Source organism: Streptomyces sp. NPDC039462 (assembly GCF_055639375.1).
On sequence record NZ_JBVKAO010000001.1, the window covers coordinates 1,879,213 to 1,898,614 of the forward strand.

The following is a 19,402-nucleotide window of genomic DNA, read 5'->3' on the forward strand; positions in this document are numbered from 1 at the left end:
GGGTCACCACCGGGACCGGCGAGTCACTCGTCGCAGCCTCGGCTCAATCACCTGCCCACGCCCGTCGGTCACCGCACCACCCCGCCCGCTGTATCCCGTCCGTTCCGCATCACGCCGCCACCGTCCGGTTCCACCGCACCGCCGCGCACACCCGCCGTATCCCGTCCACTCCGCACCATGCCGCCACCATCCCGTTCCACCGCACCGCCGCGCACACCCGGTGTGTCACGTCCGATCCAGCGCACCGCCCACGAGGCGGGGCCGGGATCGTCCGCGTGGCGCGCGCCGCATCGCCCCGCTCTCCAGAAGGACTTCACCCATGACGGACCTGCACGACAAGCCCGCGCCGGCGTCCTCCCTTCCGCAGGGCGGCCCCGCCGCCGACACGCCGGAGGACTCGGCGTCTCCGGCGCATCCGACGCTCGGCGAGCTGTTCACCGCCTGGGTGACCCGAACCCCGGACGCACCGGCCCTCACCGACGGCCGACGGACCTGGACGTACCGTGAACTGGCCGCACGTACCGACCAGTTGGCCGCGCATCTGATAGCCCGGGGAGCGGGGCCGGACCGGGTGGTGGCCCTGGTCCTGCCACGCTCCATGGAGCTGATCGCGGCGGAGCTGGCCGTCGCTCGGGCGGGCGCCGCCTTCCTGCCCGTGGACCCGGCCTACCCCGCCGAGCGCCGTGCGCTGATGCTCGCCGACGCCGCGCCCGCGCTCACCCTGGACGATCCGCGTCAGGTGCGCGAACTGCTGGAGACCGAAGACGCAGCGGGACACGGGGGCAGCCCCGGCGACGACGCGGACCGCGCGGCGGACGGCCCCGGCGTCGACGCGGACCACGCGGCGTACGTCATCTACACCTCCGGTTCCACCGGCACCCCCAAGGGCGTGACGGTGACCCACCGCGGCATCGGCGGGTTCACCTCGGCCGCCGCCGAGCGGTACGCGGTGGGGCCCGGCGACCGGGTGCTCCAGTTCTCCTCGCCGAGCTTCGACGCCTCCGTCCTGGAGCTGTTCATCTCCGTCCTGTCCGGCGCCACCCTCGTCGTACCGCCGCACGGGCCCTGGCTGGGCGACGAACTCGCTGCGGTCCTGGACGAGCACCGCATCACCCACGCCCTCATCCCGCCCGCCGCGCTGGCCTCTCTGCCCGACCCCGCGCGGGGCACCGGCCGCCACCTGCGCACGCTGATCGTCGGCGCCGAGGCCTGCCCTGCCGGTCTCGTGGACCGCTGGGCACCCGGCCGTCGGATGATCAACTCCTATGGTCCGACCGAGACCACCATCGTCGCCACGTGGACCGGGCCGCTCACCGCGGGCAGCGGTACGCTGACGATCGGCGGCGCTCTGCCGCACACCCGGGTGTACGTCCTGGACGCCGCGATGCGGCCGGTTCCTCCCGGCGCCGACGGCGAGTTGTTCGTGGGCGGTGACGCGGTGGCCCGCGGCTACTTGGGGCGCCCCGGGCTGACAGCGGCGCGGTTCGTCGCCGATCCCTTCGGCACACCCGGAGCGCGCCTGTACCGCACCGGTGACCGGGTGCGGTGGACCGCCGAGGGAGAGCTGGAGTTCCTGGGCCGACTGGACCGGCAGGTGAAGATCCGCGGCTTCCGGATCGAGCCGGGCGAGATCGAGGCGGCGTTGCGCCGGGCGGGCGCCGACACCGTCGGCGAGGCCGTGGTCGTCGTACGCGAGGACGTGCCGGGCCATCGGCGTCTCGTCGCCTACGTCACGGCGGCCACCCGGACCACACCTAACGTGCCACCGGGCTCTGTCGGCCTTGCCAGGCCTAGTCGTTCCGCCGTCTCTGACGGTCATGCCCGCGCCGCGCACTCCCTCGACCCCGCCGCCCTGCGCGCCGCCGTCGCGGCCGTGCTGCCCGCGCACATGGTGCCGTCCGCCGTCGTGGTGCTCGACCGGATGCCGCTCACCCCGCAGAACAAGATCGACCGGCGGGCCCTGCCCGCGCCGGAGCGGACGGTATCGGCCGGTCATGTGGCGCCGCGGACGGCCGAGGAGCGGATCCTCGCCGGGATCTGGGCGGATGCCCTCGGCGTCGAGGAGGTCGGGGTCACCGACGACTTCTTCGACCTGGGCGGGGAGTCGATCCTCGCCGCCCGTGTGCTCGCCCGCGTCCGGGACGACCTGGGCGTCCGGCTGACCGTACGGGACGTGTTCACCGCGCGGACGATCGCCGCGCTCGCGCCCCTGCTCGCCGACCCGTCGGCCGCCGCGCCGCCGGAGCCGATCCCACCGGCCCCCCGCGAGGGCGGCCTGCCGCTGTCCAGCGCGCAGCGGCGCCTGTGGTACATGGACGACCTCACCGAGGGCGGCACCGAGTACAACACCGGCGTCTCCCTCAGGCTGCGTGGCGCCCTGGACCCGGACGCGCTGCACCGCTCCCTGCTCCGTCTCGCGGCCCGGCACGACTCCCTGCGCACCACGTTCCCCACGGTCGACGGCCAGGGCGTCCAGCGTGTCGCGCCGGAGCCGGACGTACCTCTGCGGACGGCCGATCTCACCGGCGTACCCGACGCACGGCGTGATGCGGCCGCCGAGGAACTGCTCACCGAGGAGCTGGGCCGCCGCTTCGACCTGGCGGCCGGACCGCTCACGCGGGCGCTGCTCGTCCGGCTCGCCGACGACGACCACCTGCTGCTCCTGGCCCAGCACCACATCGTCACCGACGGCTGGTCGGTGGGCATCCTCACCCGCGAACTCGCCGCCCTCTACCGCGCGGAGACCACCGGTGAGCCGGACGGACTGACACGACCCGCCGTCCAGTACCCGGACTTCGCGGTCTGGGAGCGCCGGCAGCGGGCCGGTGACGCGGACGCCGCCGATCTGGCGTACTGGAAGCGGCACTTGGCGGGCCTCCAGCACTTGGAACTGCCCACGGACCGGCCGCGTCCCGCCGAGCGCACCACCGTCGGCGCGGCCCACCGGCACGTGCTGCCCGCGGAGTTGACGTCCCGGCTGCGGCAACTGGCCGCGGGCCGCGGCACCACGGCGTTCACCCTGTACGCGGGCGCCGCCGCGCTGCTGTTCTCCCGCTACTCGGGCCAGCGGGACATCGCGTTCGGCACCGTCACCAACGGGCGCGGCCGCCGGGACCTGGAAGACGTGCCGGGCTTCTTCGCCAACACCGTGGTGCTCCGTGGCGACGTGGACGAACGGACGACCGTGGACCGGTTCGTGGAGACGATGCGGACGACGGTCCTCGACGCCTTCGCCCACGACGGGGTTCCGTTCGACCGGGTGGTGGAGGAGCTCGCCCCGCCCCGCGACCCGAGCCGCACCCCGCTGGTGCAGGTGCTCGTCGTGCAGCAGACCGCCGCGCCCGCACTACCGCCCGCCGGTGGTCTGCGCGTCACAGGACATCCGCTGCCGCGCCCCGCCGCCCGCTTCGACCTTGTCCTGGAGTTCACGCCGGACGCGGACGGCGGCTGCGTGCTGACCGCGGAGTTCAACAAGGACCTGTTCGACGCGGCGACCGTGACCCGGATGACCGCCCACCTGCACCGGCTGCTCGAAGGCATGGCGGAAGGGCCGGGTCGCAGGCTGGCCGAACTGCCCATGCTCACGGCCGAGGAACAGCGCACGCTGGTGGACAGCTGGAATCCGCCCGCCCGCGTGATGCGGAAGAACGAGTACGGCACGCTGCCCGCACTGCTCCACGCCCAGGCGGCGAGGACCCCGGACCATACCGCCGTCGTCTGCGGCGAGATCCGGCTGGACTACGCCGAAGTCGCCCGGCGGGCGTCCCGCCTTGCCCGGCTGCTCGTCGCGCGCGGCGCCGGTCCCGAGACGCTGGTCGCGCTCTGCCTGCCGCGCTCCGCCGACCTTGTGCCCGTGCTGTGGGCGGTGCTCGCCTCGGGCGCCGGCTACCTCCCGGTCGACCCGGCCTATCCCGCCGAGCGGGTCCGCTTCATGCTCGACGACGCCCGGCCCGCCCTCGTCCTCGCCACCCGGGAGACCGCCTCCGCGCTGCCCCCGGAGTGCGTACCACTGCTGCTGGAGGACTGCGCCGCGCCGGATGCCCCCGACACCGCGGTGACCGACGCCGACCGGATCCGGCCGCTGCTGCCGGACCATCCCGCGTACGTCATCTACACCTCGGGGTCCACGGGCCGCCCCAAGGGCGTGGTGGTCAGCCATCGCAGCGTCGCCGCGCTGGCCGAGTGGGCGGGGGAGCGGTTCGGGACCGAGGGCCTGGCCCATGTGGTCGCCTCCACCTCCCTCAACTTCGACGTCTCGGTGTTCGAACTGCTCTGCCCCCTGGTGGCCGGCGGCACCGTCGAGGTGGTCGCCGATCTGCCGGCCCTCACGGACGGCGCCGGGCCCCGGCGCACCACTGTGCTCAGCGGCGTGCCGTCCGTCGTCTCCCGGCTCGTCGCGGACGGCACGGCTCCCCTCACCGCCGACACCGTCGTCCTCGCCGGTGAGGCCCTGCCCGCGCAGACCGCGCAGGACGTGCGGGCCGCCATGCCCGGCTGCCGGATCGCCAATGTCTACGGCCCCACCGAGGCCACCGTGTACGCCACCGCCTGGTTCGCCGGTGACCGGCTGCCGGAGCAGGCCCCGCCCATCGGCGACCCGGTGGCGCTCACCCGCACCTACGTACTGGACACCTCCCTGCGGCCGCAGCCCGTCGGCGTCCCCGGCGAGCTGTACCTCGGGGGCGGCGGCCTGGCCCGCGGCTACCTGAACCGGCCAGGACTGACCGCCGCCCGGTTCGTCGCGGACCCGTTCGGCGCGCCGGGAGAGCGCATGTACCGCACCGGCGACCTGGTGCGCCGACGTCCCGACGGCGGACTCGAATACGTGGGACGCACGGACCAGCAGGTCAAGGTGCGCGGCTTCCGCATCGAACTGGGCGAGGTGGAGGAGGCGTTGCGCGGCTGCGCGGGCGTCGCCGAGGCGGCGGCCGTCGCGGCCACCGACGGCGACGGCAACCGCCGCTTGGTGGGTTACGTCGTCCCGGCCGCCGGGCAGCACACCGAATCCGATGCGGTGCGCCGGGAACTCGGCCGGACGCTGCCCGACTACATGGTCCCGTCGACCGTCGTCGTGCTCGACGCCCTGCCGCTCAACCCCAACGGCAAGCTCGACCGCGCCCGGCTCCCCAGCCCGGGTCCCGCCGTGCGGGCGGTGCGCCACGTCGAGCCCCGCACGCCCACCGAGCGCACTCTCGCGCGGGTCTGGGCGGAGGTGCTGCGGGAGGAACGCATCGGCGTCGACGACAACTTCTTCGAACTCGGCGGCGACTCGATCCTCAGTATCCAGGTGGTGGCCCGCGCCCGGCAGGAGGGCCTGCCGCTCACTTCCCGGGACCTCTACCAGCACCAGACCGTGGCCGCCCTCGCGCACCGCGCGGACGCGTCGGCGGGACCGCGCGAAGCCGCGCCCGCACCGCAGGCGCCCACCGGCACGGCACCCCTGACCCCCATCCAGCACTGGCTGTTCGGCGCCGTCGGCGAACGCGCCGGGCACTTCTCCCAGGTGCTGTCCCTCCGGATGCCCGCCGACCTGGACCCGGCGGCGCTGGAGGACGCGCTGAACGACCTGGTCGCCCACCACGACGCCCTGCGCTCCCGCTTCACCGACGGCGAACCGGCCGGCTGGCACATCGACGAGCGGGCACCCCGCCTCCAACTGGCCCACCACACCGGCCCGGAGACGGACACCCCGCACCTCGGCCCGTTCGACCTCGCCCGAGGGCCGCTGCTCCGCGCCGTGCTGCACGCCCCAGACGACGGCGTGTCCCACCTGCTGCACCTCGCCGTACACCACCTGGTGGTCGACGGAGTCTCCTGGCGGCTGCTGCTCGAGGACCTGGATCGCGCCTACCGGGCGCGCCGCGCGGGTGAGGACGGCGCCGCGGCACTGCCCGCGAAGTCCTCGCCGCTGCGACAGTGGGCCCGCAGGCTCAACGCCCACGCGGCGGACGGCGGCTTCGACGACGAACGCGCGTACTGGGCAGAGGCGGTCCCCGCCACCGAGACCGTCCTGCCCGCCGAACTGCCGGGCGGCCCCGGCACCTACGCCGAGCAGAGGTCGCTCACCGTGCGCCTCGGCGCCGAGGCGACCGCGGCCCTGCTGCGCACCCTGCCCGACACCTACCGCACCCAGGCCAACGACGTGCTGCTCAGCGCGCTCGGCCGGGCGCTGTGCGGCTGGAGCGGCCGCGAACGGGTGGTGGTCGACGTCGAGGGCCACGGCCGTGAGGAGCTCTTCGGCGAGCTGGACATCAGCCGCACGGTCGGCTGGTTCACGACCCGGTACCCCGTCGCGCTCGCCGTCCCGGAAGACGCCGGCTGGGACACCGTGCTGAAACAGGTCAAGGAGCAGTTGCGCGCCGTACCCCGCAACGGCCTCGGCCACGACGTGCTGCTCCGGCTGGCCGGCCCCGGGGCGGCACCGCGCACCGCGGCCACCCAGATCAGCTTCAACTACCTGGGCCGCATGGACGCGCCGGAAGACCCCGACAGCCTCTACCGGGGCACCGTACGCCCGCTGGAACTGGACGCCGAGCCGGCCGCCGAGCGCCCGCACGCCCTTGAACTCGTCGGACAACTCGTGGGTGAAGCACTGGAGTTCACCTGGTTCTACGCCGACCTGCCGGGCCGCAAGGACGCCGTCGCGGACCTCGCGGGGCGTTTCTCCGACGCGCTCAGCGACCTGGCCCGGCACGCCGTCCGGCCGGGCACCGCCGGACGCACCCCGTCCGACTTCCCGCTGGCCCGCCTCGACCAGGCTGCCGTGGACCGGATCACCGGCGCCGACCCGGCCGCGGTGGCCGACGTCCTGCCGCTCACACCCACCCAGGCGGGCATGCTCTTTCACGGCCTGTCCCAGGACGACCGCGGCGTCTACGTCCAGCAGCTGACGTTCGTTCTGGACGGCGTGTCCGACCCGGCGGCCCTCGCCGCGGCCTGGCAGCACGTCACCGACCGCACCGACGTGCTGCGCGGCCGAGTCGTCTGGCAGGACGTACCCGAACCGCTCCTTGTGGTGGCGCGCCACGCGGCCGTACCCGTCACCCACCTGGACTGGCGCGACCTGACCGAGGACGAGCGCCGCGCCCGACTCGACGACCTGCTGGTCCGGGACCGCGCCGCCGGCATCGACCTCGGGCGGGCCCCGCTCCAACGCCTCCTGCTCGCCCGCGTCTCCGACACCGCCGTGCGCGTGGTGTGGTCCTTCCACCACCTGCTCCTCGACGGCTGGAGCATGTTCCAGGTGCTGTCGGACGTCTTCGCCCACCACGCCGGACCCGACACCGCCACCCTCCAACACCGCCCGCCCTACCGGGAGTACGTCTCCTGGCTGCGGCGGCGCGACCAGGACGCGGCCGAACGGCACTGGCGACGCCGCCTGTCCGGCCTGACCGAGGCCACACCGTTGCCGTACGACCGCGAGCCGCGCGAGGCCCACCGCGCCGAGTCCACGCACGCGGTCCACGGCACGCTGCCCGCGGCCGCCACCCGGGCACTGGAAGAGCTGGCCCGCACCTCGGGCCTCACCCTGAACACCCTGGTACAGGGCGCCTGGGCGCTGCTCCTGGCCCGGCAGGCGGGCCGTGATGACGTGGTGTTCGGCACCACCGTGTCCGGCCGTCCCGCCGAGCTGCCCGGCGCCGAGGCCATGACCGGCCTGTTCATCACCACCCTGCCCACCCGGGTCACCGTCCCCGGCCACGGCACCTTGCTCGACTGGCTGCGCGCGCTCCAGCACGACCAGAGCGAGGACCGGCGCTTCGACCACCTGCCGCTCACCCGCATGAAGACGTTCACCGAACTCCCCGAGCGCGTCGGTCTTTTCGACAGCATCGTCGTCTTCGAGAACTACCCGGTGGACGACGACCTCGCCGCCACCCACGGGCTGCGCCTGAGCGGCCTGGAGGGCGTCGAGACCACCAACTACCCGCTGAGCCTGACCGCTTACCCGGGCACGGAGCTGGGGCTGCGCCTCGGCTACGACCCCGAGCTGTTCGACGCCGACACGGCCGGGCGCATGGCGGAGTACCTCACCGTCCTGCTCACCGGCATGCCCACCGGCTCACTGCGCCCGCCCGCCCGGCTGCCGCTGCTCGGCCAGGACCGCCGCGAACAGGTCCTGCGCACCTGGAACGACACCGCCACCGACCTGCCCGACAGCACCGTCGCCGACCTTTTCGCCGCCCAGGTGCGCCGCACGCCCGACGCCGTGGCCCTTGAAGCGGGGGTCGAGCACCTCACGTACCGTCAACTCGACGCACGCGCGGAGGAGTTGGCGGCGCAGTTGGCCGATGCCGGGGTGTGCCCGGAACTTCCCGTCGGCGTCCTCATGGACCGTTCCGTCGAGCTGATCGTCACCCAGCTCGCGCTCGTGCGCACCGGCGGCGTGTACGTGCCGCTGGACGGCAGGGCACCGGCCGAGCGGCTGCGCAGGACCCTGGCCGAGGCTGGGGCCGACCTGCTGCTCACCGACGCCGCCTGGGAGGCGACGGCCCGCGAGGTGCTGCCGGGCGACGGCGTCCTGCGCGCCGACGGCACCTTCGAGCCGCCCACCGGCCCGGTGCCCCACCATGCCGTGCACCCCGACAACATCCAGTACCTGATGTTCACCTCAGGGTCCACCGGCACCCCCAAGGGCGTCGCGGTACGCCAGCGGGACGTCGTCGCGCTCGCCCTCGACCGGTCCTTCGTCGGGCACGACCGGGTCCTCGTCCACTCGCCGCACGCCTTCGACGCCGCCACCTACGAGGTGTGGGTGCCGCTGCTGCGCGGCGGCACCGCCGTCCTCGCCCCGCCCGCCGATCTCGACGCCGCCCAGGTCCGGCACGCCGTCACCGAGCAGCGGGTGAGCTGCCTGTGGCTGACCGCGGGCCTGTTCCGCCTGCTCGCCCAGGAGGACCCCGCTTGCCTGCGCGGTGCCCGCGAGGTGTGGACGGGCGGCGAGGCCGTGCCCGGCGCGGTGGTGCGCCGGGTCCTCGACGCCTGCCCCGGCCTGACCGTCGTCGACGGCTACGGCCCCACCGAGACCACCACCTTCGCCACCCGCCGCGTCTTCCGCTCCGGCGACCCGCTGCCCGCCGTACTGCCCATCGGACGCCCGCTCGACAACACCCGCGTGTACGTCCTGGACGGCACCCTCCAGCCGCAGCCGCCCGGCATCCCCGGCGAGCTGTACATCGCCGGCGCCGGACTGGCCCGGGGCTACGCGGGGCGGCCCGGCGCGACCGCCGCCCGCTACCTCGCCGACCCTTACGGCCCGCCCGGCACCCGCATGTACCGCACCGGCGACGTCGTGCGCTGGAGCGCCGACGGCGAGCTGCACTTCGTCGGCCGCGCGGACGACCAGATCAAGATCCGTGGCTTCCGCGTCGAACCCGCCGAGATCGAGGCACGGCTCACCGCGCACCCGGCCGTCGCCGAGGCCGTCGTCTCCCTGTACGAGGACGGCGGACGCAAGCGGCTCGCCGCCCACCTCGTGCCGTCCTGCGCCGCCGAACTGCCTTCCGCCGCCGGGCTGCGCACCCACCTGGCGGCCGGGCTGCCCGACTACATGCTGCCCGCCGCGTTCGTCACCGTGCCCGAGCTGCCCCTGACGGCCAACGGCAAGGTCGACCGGCGGCGGCTGCCCGCGCCCGACTGGGCGGCGGGCGGCGAACAGGCCCACCGCGCCCCGCGCACCGAGGCGGAGCAGGTCCTCGCCGGGATCTGGGCCGAGCTGCTCGGCGTGGCACGGGTCGGCGCGGACGACAACTTCTTCATGCTGGGCGGCGACTCCATCCTCAGCATCCAGGTGGTCTCCCGCGCCCGCGCCGCAGGGCTCGCGATCAGCCCCCGCGACCTCTTCCGGCACCCCACCGTGGCCGAACTGGCCGCCGCCACCGAGGGCGCCGCGCGCGCCGTCGCCGGTACCGCACCCGTCGCCGGAGCGGCCGAACTCCTCCCCATCCAGCACTGGTTCCTCGACCCGTGCCCCGCACACCCCGCCTTCTTCAACCAGTCCGTCGTCATCGAGACGCCCGGCCCCGTCGACCAGGACGCCCTGCGCACCGCCCTCACCGCTCTGTGGACGCACCACGACGCCCTGCGCGCCCGGTTCCTCGTCGACGACGTGGGCGCCTGGCGGCAGGACATCGCCGCCGCCGACGGACCGACACCCGAGCTGCTCCACGTGCACGACCCGGCGGACGAGGAACGCGTCACCGCGGAAGCGCACAGCGGACTCAGCCTCGACACCGGCCCGTTGTTCACCGCCCGCCTCTTCGCCGCCGACAGCGCCCGGCTGCTCCTGGTCGCCCACCACTTGGTGGTCGACGGCGTGTCCTGGCGGATCCTGCTCGAAGACGTGGAGACCGCCTACCGGCAGGCCGCATCCGGCGAACCCGTACGGCTGCCCGCCCGCACCACCTCCGTACGGGAGTGGGCCGACCGGCTGCGCGACGACGACCGCTTCGCCGCGCGGCTCGGCCACTGGGAGCGCACCGCCCGGGTCTGCGCCGACCCGCTGCCCGTGGACCTCGACGGCGGCAACAACACGGCCGACGTCCGCGAGGTCACCGTACGCCTCGACCGGGAACACACCGACGGCCTCCTGCGCCGCGTCCCCGGCGTCTACCGCACCCGCGTCGACGACGTCCTGCTCACCGCCCTTGGCCGGGTCCTCGGCGACTGGGCCGGACGCGACACCGTCGCCGTCGGCCTGGAGGGGCACGGCCGCGAGGACCAGCTGTTCGAGGACGTCGACCTGTCCCGCACGGTCGGCTGGTTCACCTCGCTCTACCCCCTCGCGCTGTCCGTCCCGGCCGGCTCCTGGGGTACCGCGCTGAAGTCGGTGAAGGAGCAGCTGCGGGCCGTACCCGACCGAGGGATCGGCTACGGCGTGCTGCGCCACCTCGCCCGAGACGAACGGCTCACCGGCGCCCCCGAACCCGGCATCAGCTTCAACTACCTGGGCCGCTTCGACTGGTCCGCCGACGAAGGCACCCTCGTCGCGGCCGTGCCCGGCGGCCTGGGCGGAGCCGAGGCACCGGACACCGAACGGCCGCACCTGCTGGACGTCGTCGCCCGGGTCGAGGACGACCAGCTGGAGATCACCTGGTACTACAGCGCCGGACGCCACCGCGAGGAGACCGTCAGCGCGCTGGCCGACGCCATGCTGCGAGCGCTCGGCGACATCGTCGCGCACTGCGCCCTGCCGGACGCGGGCGGCCGGACCCCGTCGGACTTCCCGCTGGCCCGCCTCGACCAGGCCGCCGTGGACCGGATCGCCGGGGACGGCAGGGACGTCGCGGACATCTACCCGCTGACGCCGATGCAGGCAGGCATGCTCTTCCACAGCCTGCTCGACGCGGACAACCGCACGTACGTCAACCAGGTGCAGCTCGTGCTGTCCGGCGTCACCGATCCGCACGCGCTCGCCGAGGCATGGCAGCACACCGCCGACGCCAACCCGGTGCTGCGCACCCACCTGGTGTGGCAGGAGACCGCGGAACCCCTCCAGGTCGTCCGGCACCGGGCCACCGTGCCCGTCACGCACCACGACGGGTCCGGCTGGTCCGCCGAGCGCGGCGCGCGGGAGATGGACCGCCTGCTCGCCGAGGACCGGGAGACCGGCGTCGATCTGGGCACCGCGCCCCTGATGCGGCTGACGCTGATCCGGCTGGCGGCGGACCGCGTCCGGCTGGTGTGGACCTTCCACCACGTCCTGCTCGACGGCTGGAGCGCCGCCCAGGTCTTCGAAGAGGTGTGTGAGCGGTACGCCGCCCTGACCGCGGGGCACCGCCCCGAACTGCCCGACCGGCGGCCCTTCGCCGACTACCTGCGCTGGCTGTCCGAGCAGGACGCCGACCGCGCCGAACAGTACTGGCGCACCACCCTCGCGGGCTTCCAGGCGCCCACCGAACTGCCCCGCGACCGGCGGCCCGCCGAGGCCCACCGCGCCTCCTCCTCCGGATCCGTGCGGATGGCGCTCGGCGCGGACGTCTCGGCACGGCTGCGGGAGACCGCCCAAGGGGCCGGACTGACCCTCAACACGGTCGTCCAGGGCGCGTGGGCGCTGCTCCTGTCCCGGTACGGCGGCGGCGACGACGTCGTGTTCGGCACGACCGTCTCCGGCCGCCCCGCCGACCTGCCCGGCGTCACCTCGATGGTCGGCCTGTTCATCAACACCCTGCCCACCCGGGTCGGCGTCGACGGGCGGCGCGCGCTGCTCGACTGGCTCCGCGAACTGCAGGACGCCCAGGCGGAGTCCCGGCGCCACGACTTCGTCTCGCTGGCGCAAGTGCAGTCGTGGAGCGAGGTGCCCGGCGGCACCAGTCTGTTCGACTCGATCGTCGTCTTCGAGAACTACCCCTTCGACGAAGGCGCCATCGCCCGGCACGGTCTGGCGATGGAGGCGGAGCGGGACCTGGAACCGACGAACTACCCGCTCAGCGTGGTCGTCGCGCCCGGCGAGACCCTGGCCGTGAACCTGGACTACGACCCGGCCGCCTTCGACACCGGCACGGTGGAGGCGCTCGGCGAGAGCCTGCGTGCCCTGCTGACCGGCATGGCCGACGCGCCGGACCGCCGCCTGGCCGACCTGGCCCTCCTCGACCCGGCCGAGGGCCGCGACCTGGTGGCCCGGTTCGGCGGGCGGGTGGGCGACGCGCGGTACGCCGCTGTGTCCGAGGTACCGTGCGACGCCCGGTCCGAGGCGCCGCACGACACGCTGCCCGTGGCGCCGTACGACACCCTGCCCGAGGCCTTCAGGCGGCAGGTCGAGCGCACCCCTGACGCCCCGGCCGTCCGCCACGGCGACACCTGCCTCAGCTACCGCGAACTCGACACCCGCTCCAGCAGGCTGGCCCGGCTGCTCATCGCCGCCGGCGCCGGACCCGAGCACTTCGTCGCCCTCTGCCTGCCCCGCACCGCCGACCTGGTCGTGGCGCTCCTCGCGGTCCTGAAGAGCGGCGCCGGGTACCTGCCGGTCGACCCGCAGTACCCCGCCGAGCGTGTCGCGTTCCTCTTCGACGACGTACGGCCGGACGCCGTGATCACGGCCGCCGAGACCGCGGGTCGGCTGCCCGAAGGGCCGTACACCCGGATCCTCCTCGACGAGGAGCCGGGCACCGACCTGCCGGACACCCCCGTCGGCGACACCGAACGCCACACCACCCTGCTGCCCGCACACCCGGCCTACGTCATCCACACCTCCGGCTCGACCGGCCGCCCCAAGGGAGTGGTCGTCAGCCACGCGTCCGTGCGCGCCCTGACCGACTGGGCGGCGGCCGAGTTGACCGGGCGCGGCCTGGAGCACGTGGTGGCGTCCACCTCGCTCAACTTCGATGTGTCGGTGTTCGAAATCTTCTCGCCGCTCCTGTCGGGAGGCTGCGTGGAGATCGTCCGCGATCTGCTGGCCCTCGCCGAGCGCTCCGGGCCCTGGCGGGCCGGACTGCTCAGTGCGGTGCCCTCTGCCCTGGACCGGCTGCTCGCCGAGGGCGCCGTCCAGGTCACCGCGGACACCGTCGTCCTCGCGGGGGAGGGGCTGCCCGCCCGGACCGTCGGCCGGGTCCGCGAGGCCGTGGCCGGCAGCCAGATCCACAACATCTACGGCCCCACCGAGGCAACCGTCTACGCCACCGCCTTCACCTGCGACCCAGCCGACCCCGACCGCGATCCGCCGATCGGCCGCCCGCTCGGCGGCGCCCGCGCCTACGTCCTGGACGAGCGGATGCGCCCGGTGCCCGTCGGCGCGCCCGGCGAACTGTTCCTCGCCGGAACCGGCGTCGCCCGCGGCTACCTGCGCCGCCCCGGCCTGACCGCCGCCCGTTTCCTGCCCGACCCGTTCGGCCCGCCCGGCAACCGCATGTACCGCACCGGCGACCGGGTTCGCTGGACGGCCGACGGCGACCTGGTCTACCTGGGCAGGGGCGACGACCAGGTCAAGGTCCGCGGCTTCCGCATCGAACTCGGCGAGGTGGAGGCGGCGTTGGCCCGCCACCCGGGGGTGGCGGCAGCAGCGGCGCGTGTGGTGGAGCAGGACGGGCATCGGCGTTTGATCGGGTACGTGGTGCCTCATGCGCGGGCTCTGCCTGTGTCCTCCGATGGGGGAGGAGCTGCGGAGGCTCTGCCTGTGTCCTCGGGGGGAGGGGGAGTCGCGGCGGTTCTGCCTGGGGCTTCTGGTGCCGTCGGCGGTACGTCGGTTCTGCCCGGGTCCTCCGGTGATGCGGGTGCCGTCGGCGATACGGCTGTTCCGGCCGGCCCTCTCGGCGAAGCGGGAGCCGACGACTCGTCTGCAGGCCCCACCAACCGGCCGGTGGCCCCCGCCCTCCCCGACACCGGTGAGCTCCGCGCCTTCCTCGCCCGGAGTCTTCCCGACCATCTGTTGCCCGCCCTCGTCGTCCCGCTGGAGCGGCTGCCGCTCGGGGCCACCGGGAAGCTGGACCGGCGGGCGCTGCCCGTGCCCGGGTGGGCGGCGCCTACCGCCGGCACGGGTGGCCGGGCGCCGCGTACCGAGGCAGAGCAGACCCTCGCGGCCATCTGGTGCGAGGTGCTCGGCGTGCCCGAAGTCGGCGCGGACGACAACTACTTCACGCTCGGCGGTGACTCCGTCCTGGGCATCCAGATCGTCTCCGCCGCCCGCCGGGCCGGACTCGCCCTCACGCCGCGGCATCTCTTCACCCACCAGACCCTCGCCGAACTCGCCGCCGCGGCCGAGCCGGTGCCCGAGGCCGCCACAGCCAACGCCGAACAGGGGCCTGTCACCGGCGACGTCCCGCTCACTCCCGTACAGCACTGGCTCCTCGACACCCTCACGGGCGACCCCGCCCACTTCAGCCAGACGGTCTCCTTCGAGCTGGCCGTCGACCCCGACGAGGCACTGCTGCGCGCCGCCCTCTCCGCCGTACTGGAGCACCACGACGCGCTGCGGATACGCTTCGAGCCGCTCGGCGACGGACGGTGGCGGCAGTACGGCACTCCGCCCGGTGACCATGACGTACATCTGGAGGTACACGACCGGACGGCGCCGAAGGAGGTGGCCGACGCCCTGGGTGCCGGCTTCGATCTGGCCTGCGGGCCGCTGCTGCGGGCCGCGCTGTGCCGGCCGGGTGGCGACGGCAGGCGGCCGGTGCTGCTGCTCGCCGCCCACCACCTGGTCGTGGACGCTGTGTCCTGGCGGCTGGTTCTGGAGGATCTGGACGCCGCCTATGACGCGCTGCGGGACGGCGGGCGGCCCGCTCTCGCCCCGAAGAGCACGTCGTTCCGGACGTGGGCGCGGCGGCTCGCCGAGCACACGGAGGCGGGCGGTTTCGATGGCGAGCTCGCCCACTGGCGCGGCGTCGACGACGGCGCCACCGCGCTGCCCGCCGACCGCCCCGGCGGCGCCAACACCGTCGCCGACGAGGAGAGCGTCACCGCGGGACTCGACGCCGAGGAGACCCGCCGACTGCTCCAAGACGTGCCGGACGCGTACCGCACCCGCGTCAACGACGTCCTGCTGTGCGCCCTTGGCCGGGTCTTGGCCCGCTGGACCGGGCAGGACCGGGTGGCGGTGACCCTGGAGGGGCACGGCCGCGAGGAGTTGTTCGAGGACACCGACCTCGCCCGGACCGCCGGCTGGTTCACCGCCATGTACCCCGTCGCCCTGGACGTGCCGCGGGACGCCGTCACCGGCACCGTGCTGAAGGCCGTCAAGGAGAACCTGCGGGCCGTGCCGCACGGCGGACTCGGCTACGGCGCCCTGCGCTTCCTGCACCCCACGGCCGGCCGCGAGCTGCCCGCCCTGCCGCCGGTCTGCTTCAACTACTTGGGCCGACAGGACCGCACCGGCACGCCGGGCGGCCTGCTGCACGCGCCCTACAGCGGTCTGGCCGGCGGCATGGACCGCTCGGCGCAGCGGCCGTACCTCCTCGATGTGCTCGGCCAAGTCAGCGCGGATCGACTTGAGTTCACCTTGTCGTACTCCCGCCAGGTGCACAGCCGGGAGACCGTCGCCCGCCTCGCGGACGAGCTGACCGACGAACTGCGCGCGATCGTCCGGCACTGCGCCGAGCCCGGCGCCGGCGGCCGCACCCCCGCCGACTTCCCGCTCGCCCCGCTGGACCAGGCGGGCGTCGACCGGCTCGTCGGCACCGGAGCGGACGTGACGGACGTGGTGGACATCTACCCGCTCACGCCCACCCAGACCGGCATGGTCATGCACGCTCTGGACGAGGCGGAACACGGTCTGTACGTCGAGCAGATCACCTTCGTGGCGGACGGTGCCCACGCCCCCCGGACCCTGGCCGCCGCCTGGCAGCACGTCGTCGACCGCACCCCCGTGCTGCGCACTTCCGTCGCGCTGCGCGGCGTACCCGTGCCGCTCCAGGTCGTCCACCGGGACGTGACGCTGCCGGTCACCGAGCATGACTGGAGTGCTCTCCCGGCCGACCGGTGCGACGCGGAGCTGGAGCGGCTGCTCACGGAAGAGCGGGCCCGAGGCGTCGCCCTGGAGAGCGCCCCGCTGATGCGGCTCGTCCTGGTCAGGCTCGGCCCGGACGCGGTCCGCGTGGTGTGGACCTTCCACCACGTGCTGCTGGACGGCTGGAGCGTCTTCCACGTCCTGTCCGACGTCACGGCCGCGCACGCCGCCCTCACCCGCGGTGAGCGGCCCCACCTGCCCGAACGCAGGCCATTCGCGGATTACGCCGCCTGGCTCGCCGCCCGCGAGACCCGCCGGGCGGAGGAGCACTGGCGCGCCGCCCTCGCCGGGCTGCGCGGCCCGACCCCGCTGCCGTACGACCGACGGCCCGCCCCGGACGCCACCGCGCGCTCCGGCACCTGGCTGTCCCAGCGGCTCGACGCCGAACGGACCGGCCAGCTGCAAGAGTTCGCGCGCAGGCACCGCCTCACCCTCAACACCGTGGTGCAGGGTGCCTGGGCGCTGCTCCTCGCACGGTGGAGCGGGGAGCAGGAGGTCTGCTTCGGCACCACCGTCTCCGGACGGCCCGCCGATCTGCCCGGCGCCGACACCATCACAGGCCTGTTCATCACCACCCTGCCCGCCCGCACCGAGGTCGACGGCGGTGCCGGCTGCGGCGCCTGGCTGCGCGCCTTCCAGGAGGCCCGCGCGGAGGACCGCCGCCACGACCACCTGCCCCTCACCGCCCTGAACGCCCTCGGCGAACTGCCGCCGGGTACCGCCCTCTTCGAGAGCCTGGTGGTCTTCGAGAACTATCCCGTCGGCGACGCGACCGCGGGTGCGCACGGACTCGCTCTGCGGGACCTGGACGCCCGGGAGGCCACCAACTACCCGCTCACCGTGGTCGTCTCGCCCGGCGACCGGCTGACCGTCGAACTCGGCTACGACCCACGGTACTTCGACGAGTCCAGCGCCGAATCGCTGGCCGGGCAGCTGCTGCACACCCTGGACGCCCTGGCCGCCTCGGACGGCACCGTCCGCCTGGACGACCTCGACGTCCTGCCGCCCGCGCAGCGCGACCGGCTGCTGCACGGCCCGGCCAGGCCCGAGACCGGCCCGGTGCCCGCGGCCACCCTGCCCGCCCTCGTCGAGGCCGCCGTCGACCGGTGGCCGACCGCGACCGCGCTCGAAGAACTCGCAGGGCCCGACGCGGCCGGCGCGTCGATGGGCTTCGCGGAGGCGGAGGACCGGGCCAACCGGCTCGCGCACCGGCTCATCGCCCGGGGCGCCGGGCCCGGCGCCCTCGTCGCGCTGCTCCTGCCCCGCTCCACGGACATGGTGCTCGCACAGCTGGCGGTGACCAAGGCCGGTGCCGCGTTCCTGCCCGTCGATCCGGCCTACCCGAAGGAGCGGATCGTCCTGATGCTGAGCGACGCCGCCCCCGCCCTCACCCTCGACGCCCAGGAGGTCGCCGACATGCTCGCCGCCCCGCCGGACGGCGTCCCCGGACACCGGCCCACCGACGCCGACCGGACCCGCCCGCTCGACCTGGACGACCCGGCGTACGTCATCTACACCTCCGGCTCCACCGGTACGCCCAAGGGAGTCGTCGTCACCCACCGCGGGCTCGCCGCGTTCAGCGCCGCCGAGGCGGCCCACTACCAAGTCGCCCCGGGGGACAGGGTGCTGGTGTTCGCCACGCCCAGCTTCGACGCCAGCGTCCTTGAACTGTGCGCGTCCCTGCCGCACGGTGCCCGACTCGTCGTACCCCGGCCGGGGCCGCTGCTCGGCGCCGAACTCGCGAACGTGCTGCGGGCCGGGCGCATCACGCACACCCTGCTGCCGCCCGCCGCGCTCGCCACGCTGCCGCCCGACACCCCCGGCACGCTGCCGGACCTGAAGACCCTGATCGTCGGCGCCGACGCGTGCGGCCCCGAACTCGTCGCACGCTGGGCGCCGCACCACCGCATGGTCAACTCCTACGGCCCCACCGAGGCCACCGTCGTCGCCACCTGGTCAGCACCTCTGACCGCGGGCGGCAGCGCACCGCCGATCGGCCGCCGGCTGCCGGCCACCGGCGCCTACGTCCTCGACTCCCGCCTGCGGCCGGTTCTCGACGGCGTCACCGGCGAACTGTGGCTGAGCGGACCGGCGTTGGCGCGCGGTTACCTCGGCCGGCCCGGACTGACCGCGTCGCGCTTCACCGCCGACCCGTTCGGGCCGCCCGGCACCCGCATGTACCGCACCGGCGACCTGGTGCGCCGCGACAGCGCCGGCGAACTGCACTACCTGGGCCGCACGGACCACCAGCTCAAGCTGCGCGGCCACCGCATCGAGGCGGGCGAGGTCGAGGCGACCCTGGTCCGCCACCCGGGCGTGCTGGACGCCGTGGTGACCGTACGCGAGGACGAACCGGGCCTGCCGCGCCTGGTCGCCCACCTGCTCACGGCCCCCGACGCGGAACCGGCGACGCCGGCGGAGCTGCGCGAACTGGCCGCACGCTCGCTGCCGGCCACCATGGTGCCGTCCGCGTTCGTGGTGCTCGACCGCTTCCCGCTCACCGAGAACGGCAAGACCGACCGGGCCGCCCTGCCCGCCCCGGCACCGGCCGAGGAACGTGAAGGGGAACGGGAACGGCCCGAGTACGTGGCACCCCGCACCCCCACCGAGGAGGCGGTCGCGGCCATCTGGGAGGAGACCCTGGAGACGGCCGTGGGCGCCGAGGACGACTACTTCCTGCTCGGCGGCGACTCGCTGCGCGCCCTGCTCATCGCCTCCCGCGCCAACGACGCGTTCGCCGTCACGCTCACCCCTCGCGACGTCCTGGTCTCCCGCACCGTCGCCGCCCTGGCGGAGCTGGTGGAGGAGCAAGTGCTGAGTGAACTCGAACAGAGCGCGTACGGCGAGGACGTCGCGTCCGGCGACGTCGGGTACGACGAAGACGCCGCGTATGGCGGCCACCACTCCGAAGACGCCGCGTCCGGCGGCCACGACCACGACCACGAACGGTGAGGATCCGACGAC

1 protein-coding gene is annotated in these 19,402 nt (G+C 74.5%); it reads left to right on the forward strand.

Annotated elements, in window-relative coordinates; all coding sequences use genetic code 11:
* Nucleotides 1-319: 319 nt before the first annotated feature.
* Nucleotides 320-19,390 carry a non-ribosomal peptide synthetase gene (locus ACZ7LU_RS07665; protein WP_471916027.1) on the forward strand — a complete coding sequence of 6,357 codons (19,071 nt, stop codon included), beginning with the start codon at nt 320-322 and terminating at the stop codon, nt 19,388-19,390.
* Nucleotides 19,391-19,402: the final 12 nt, after the last annotated feature.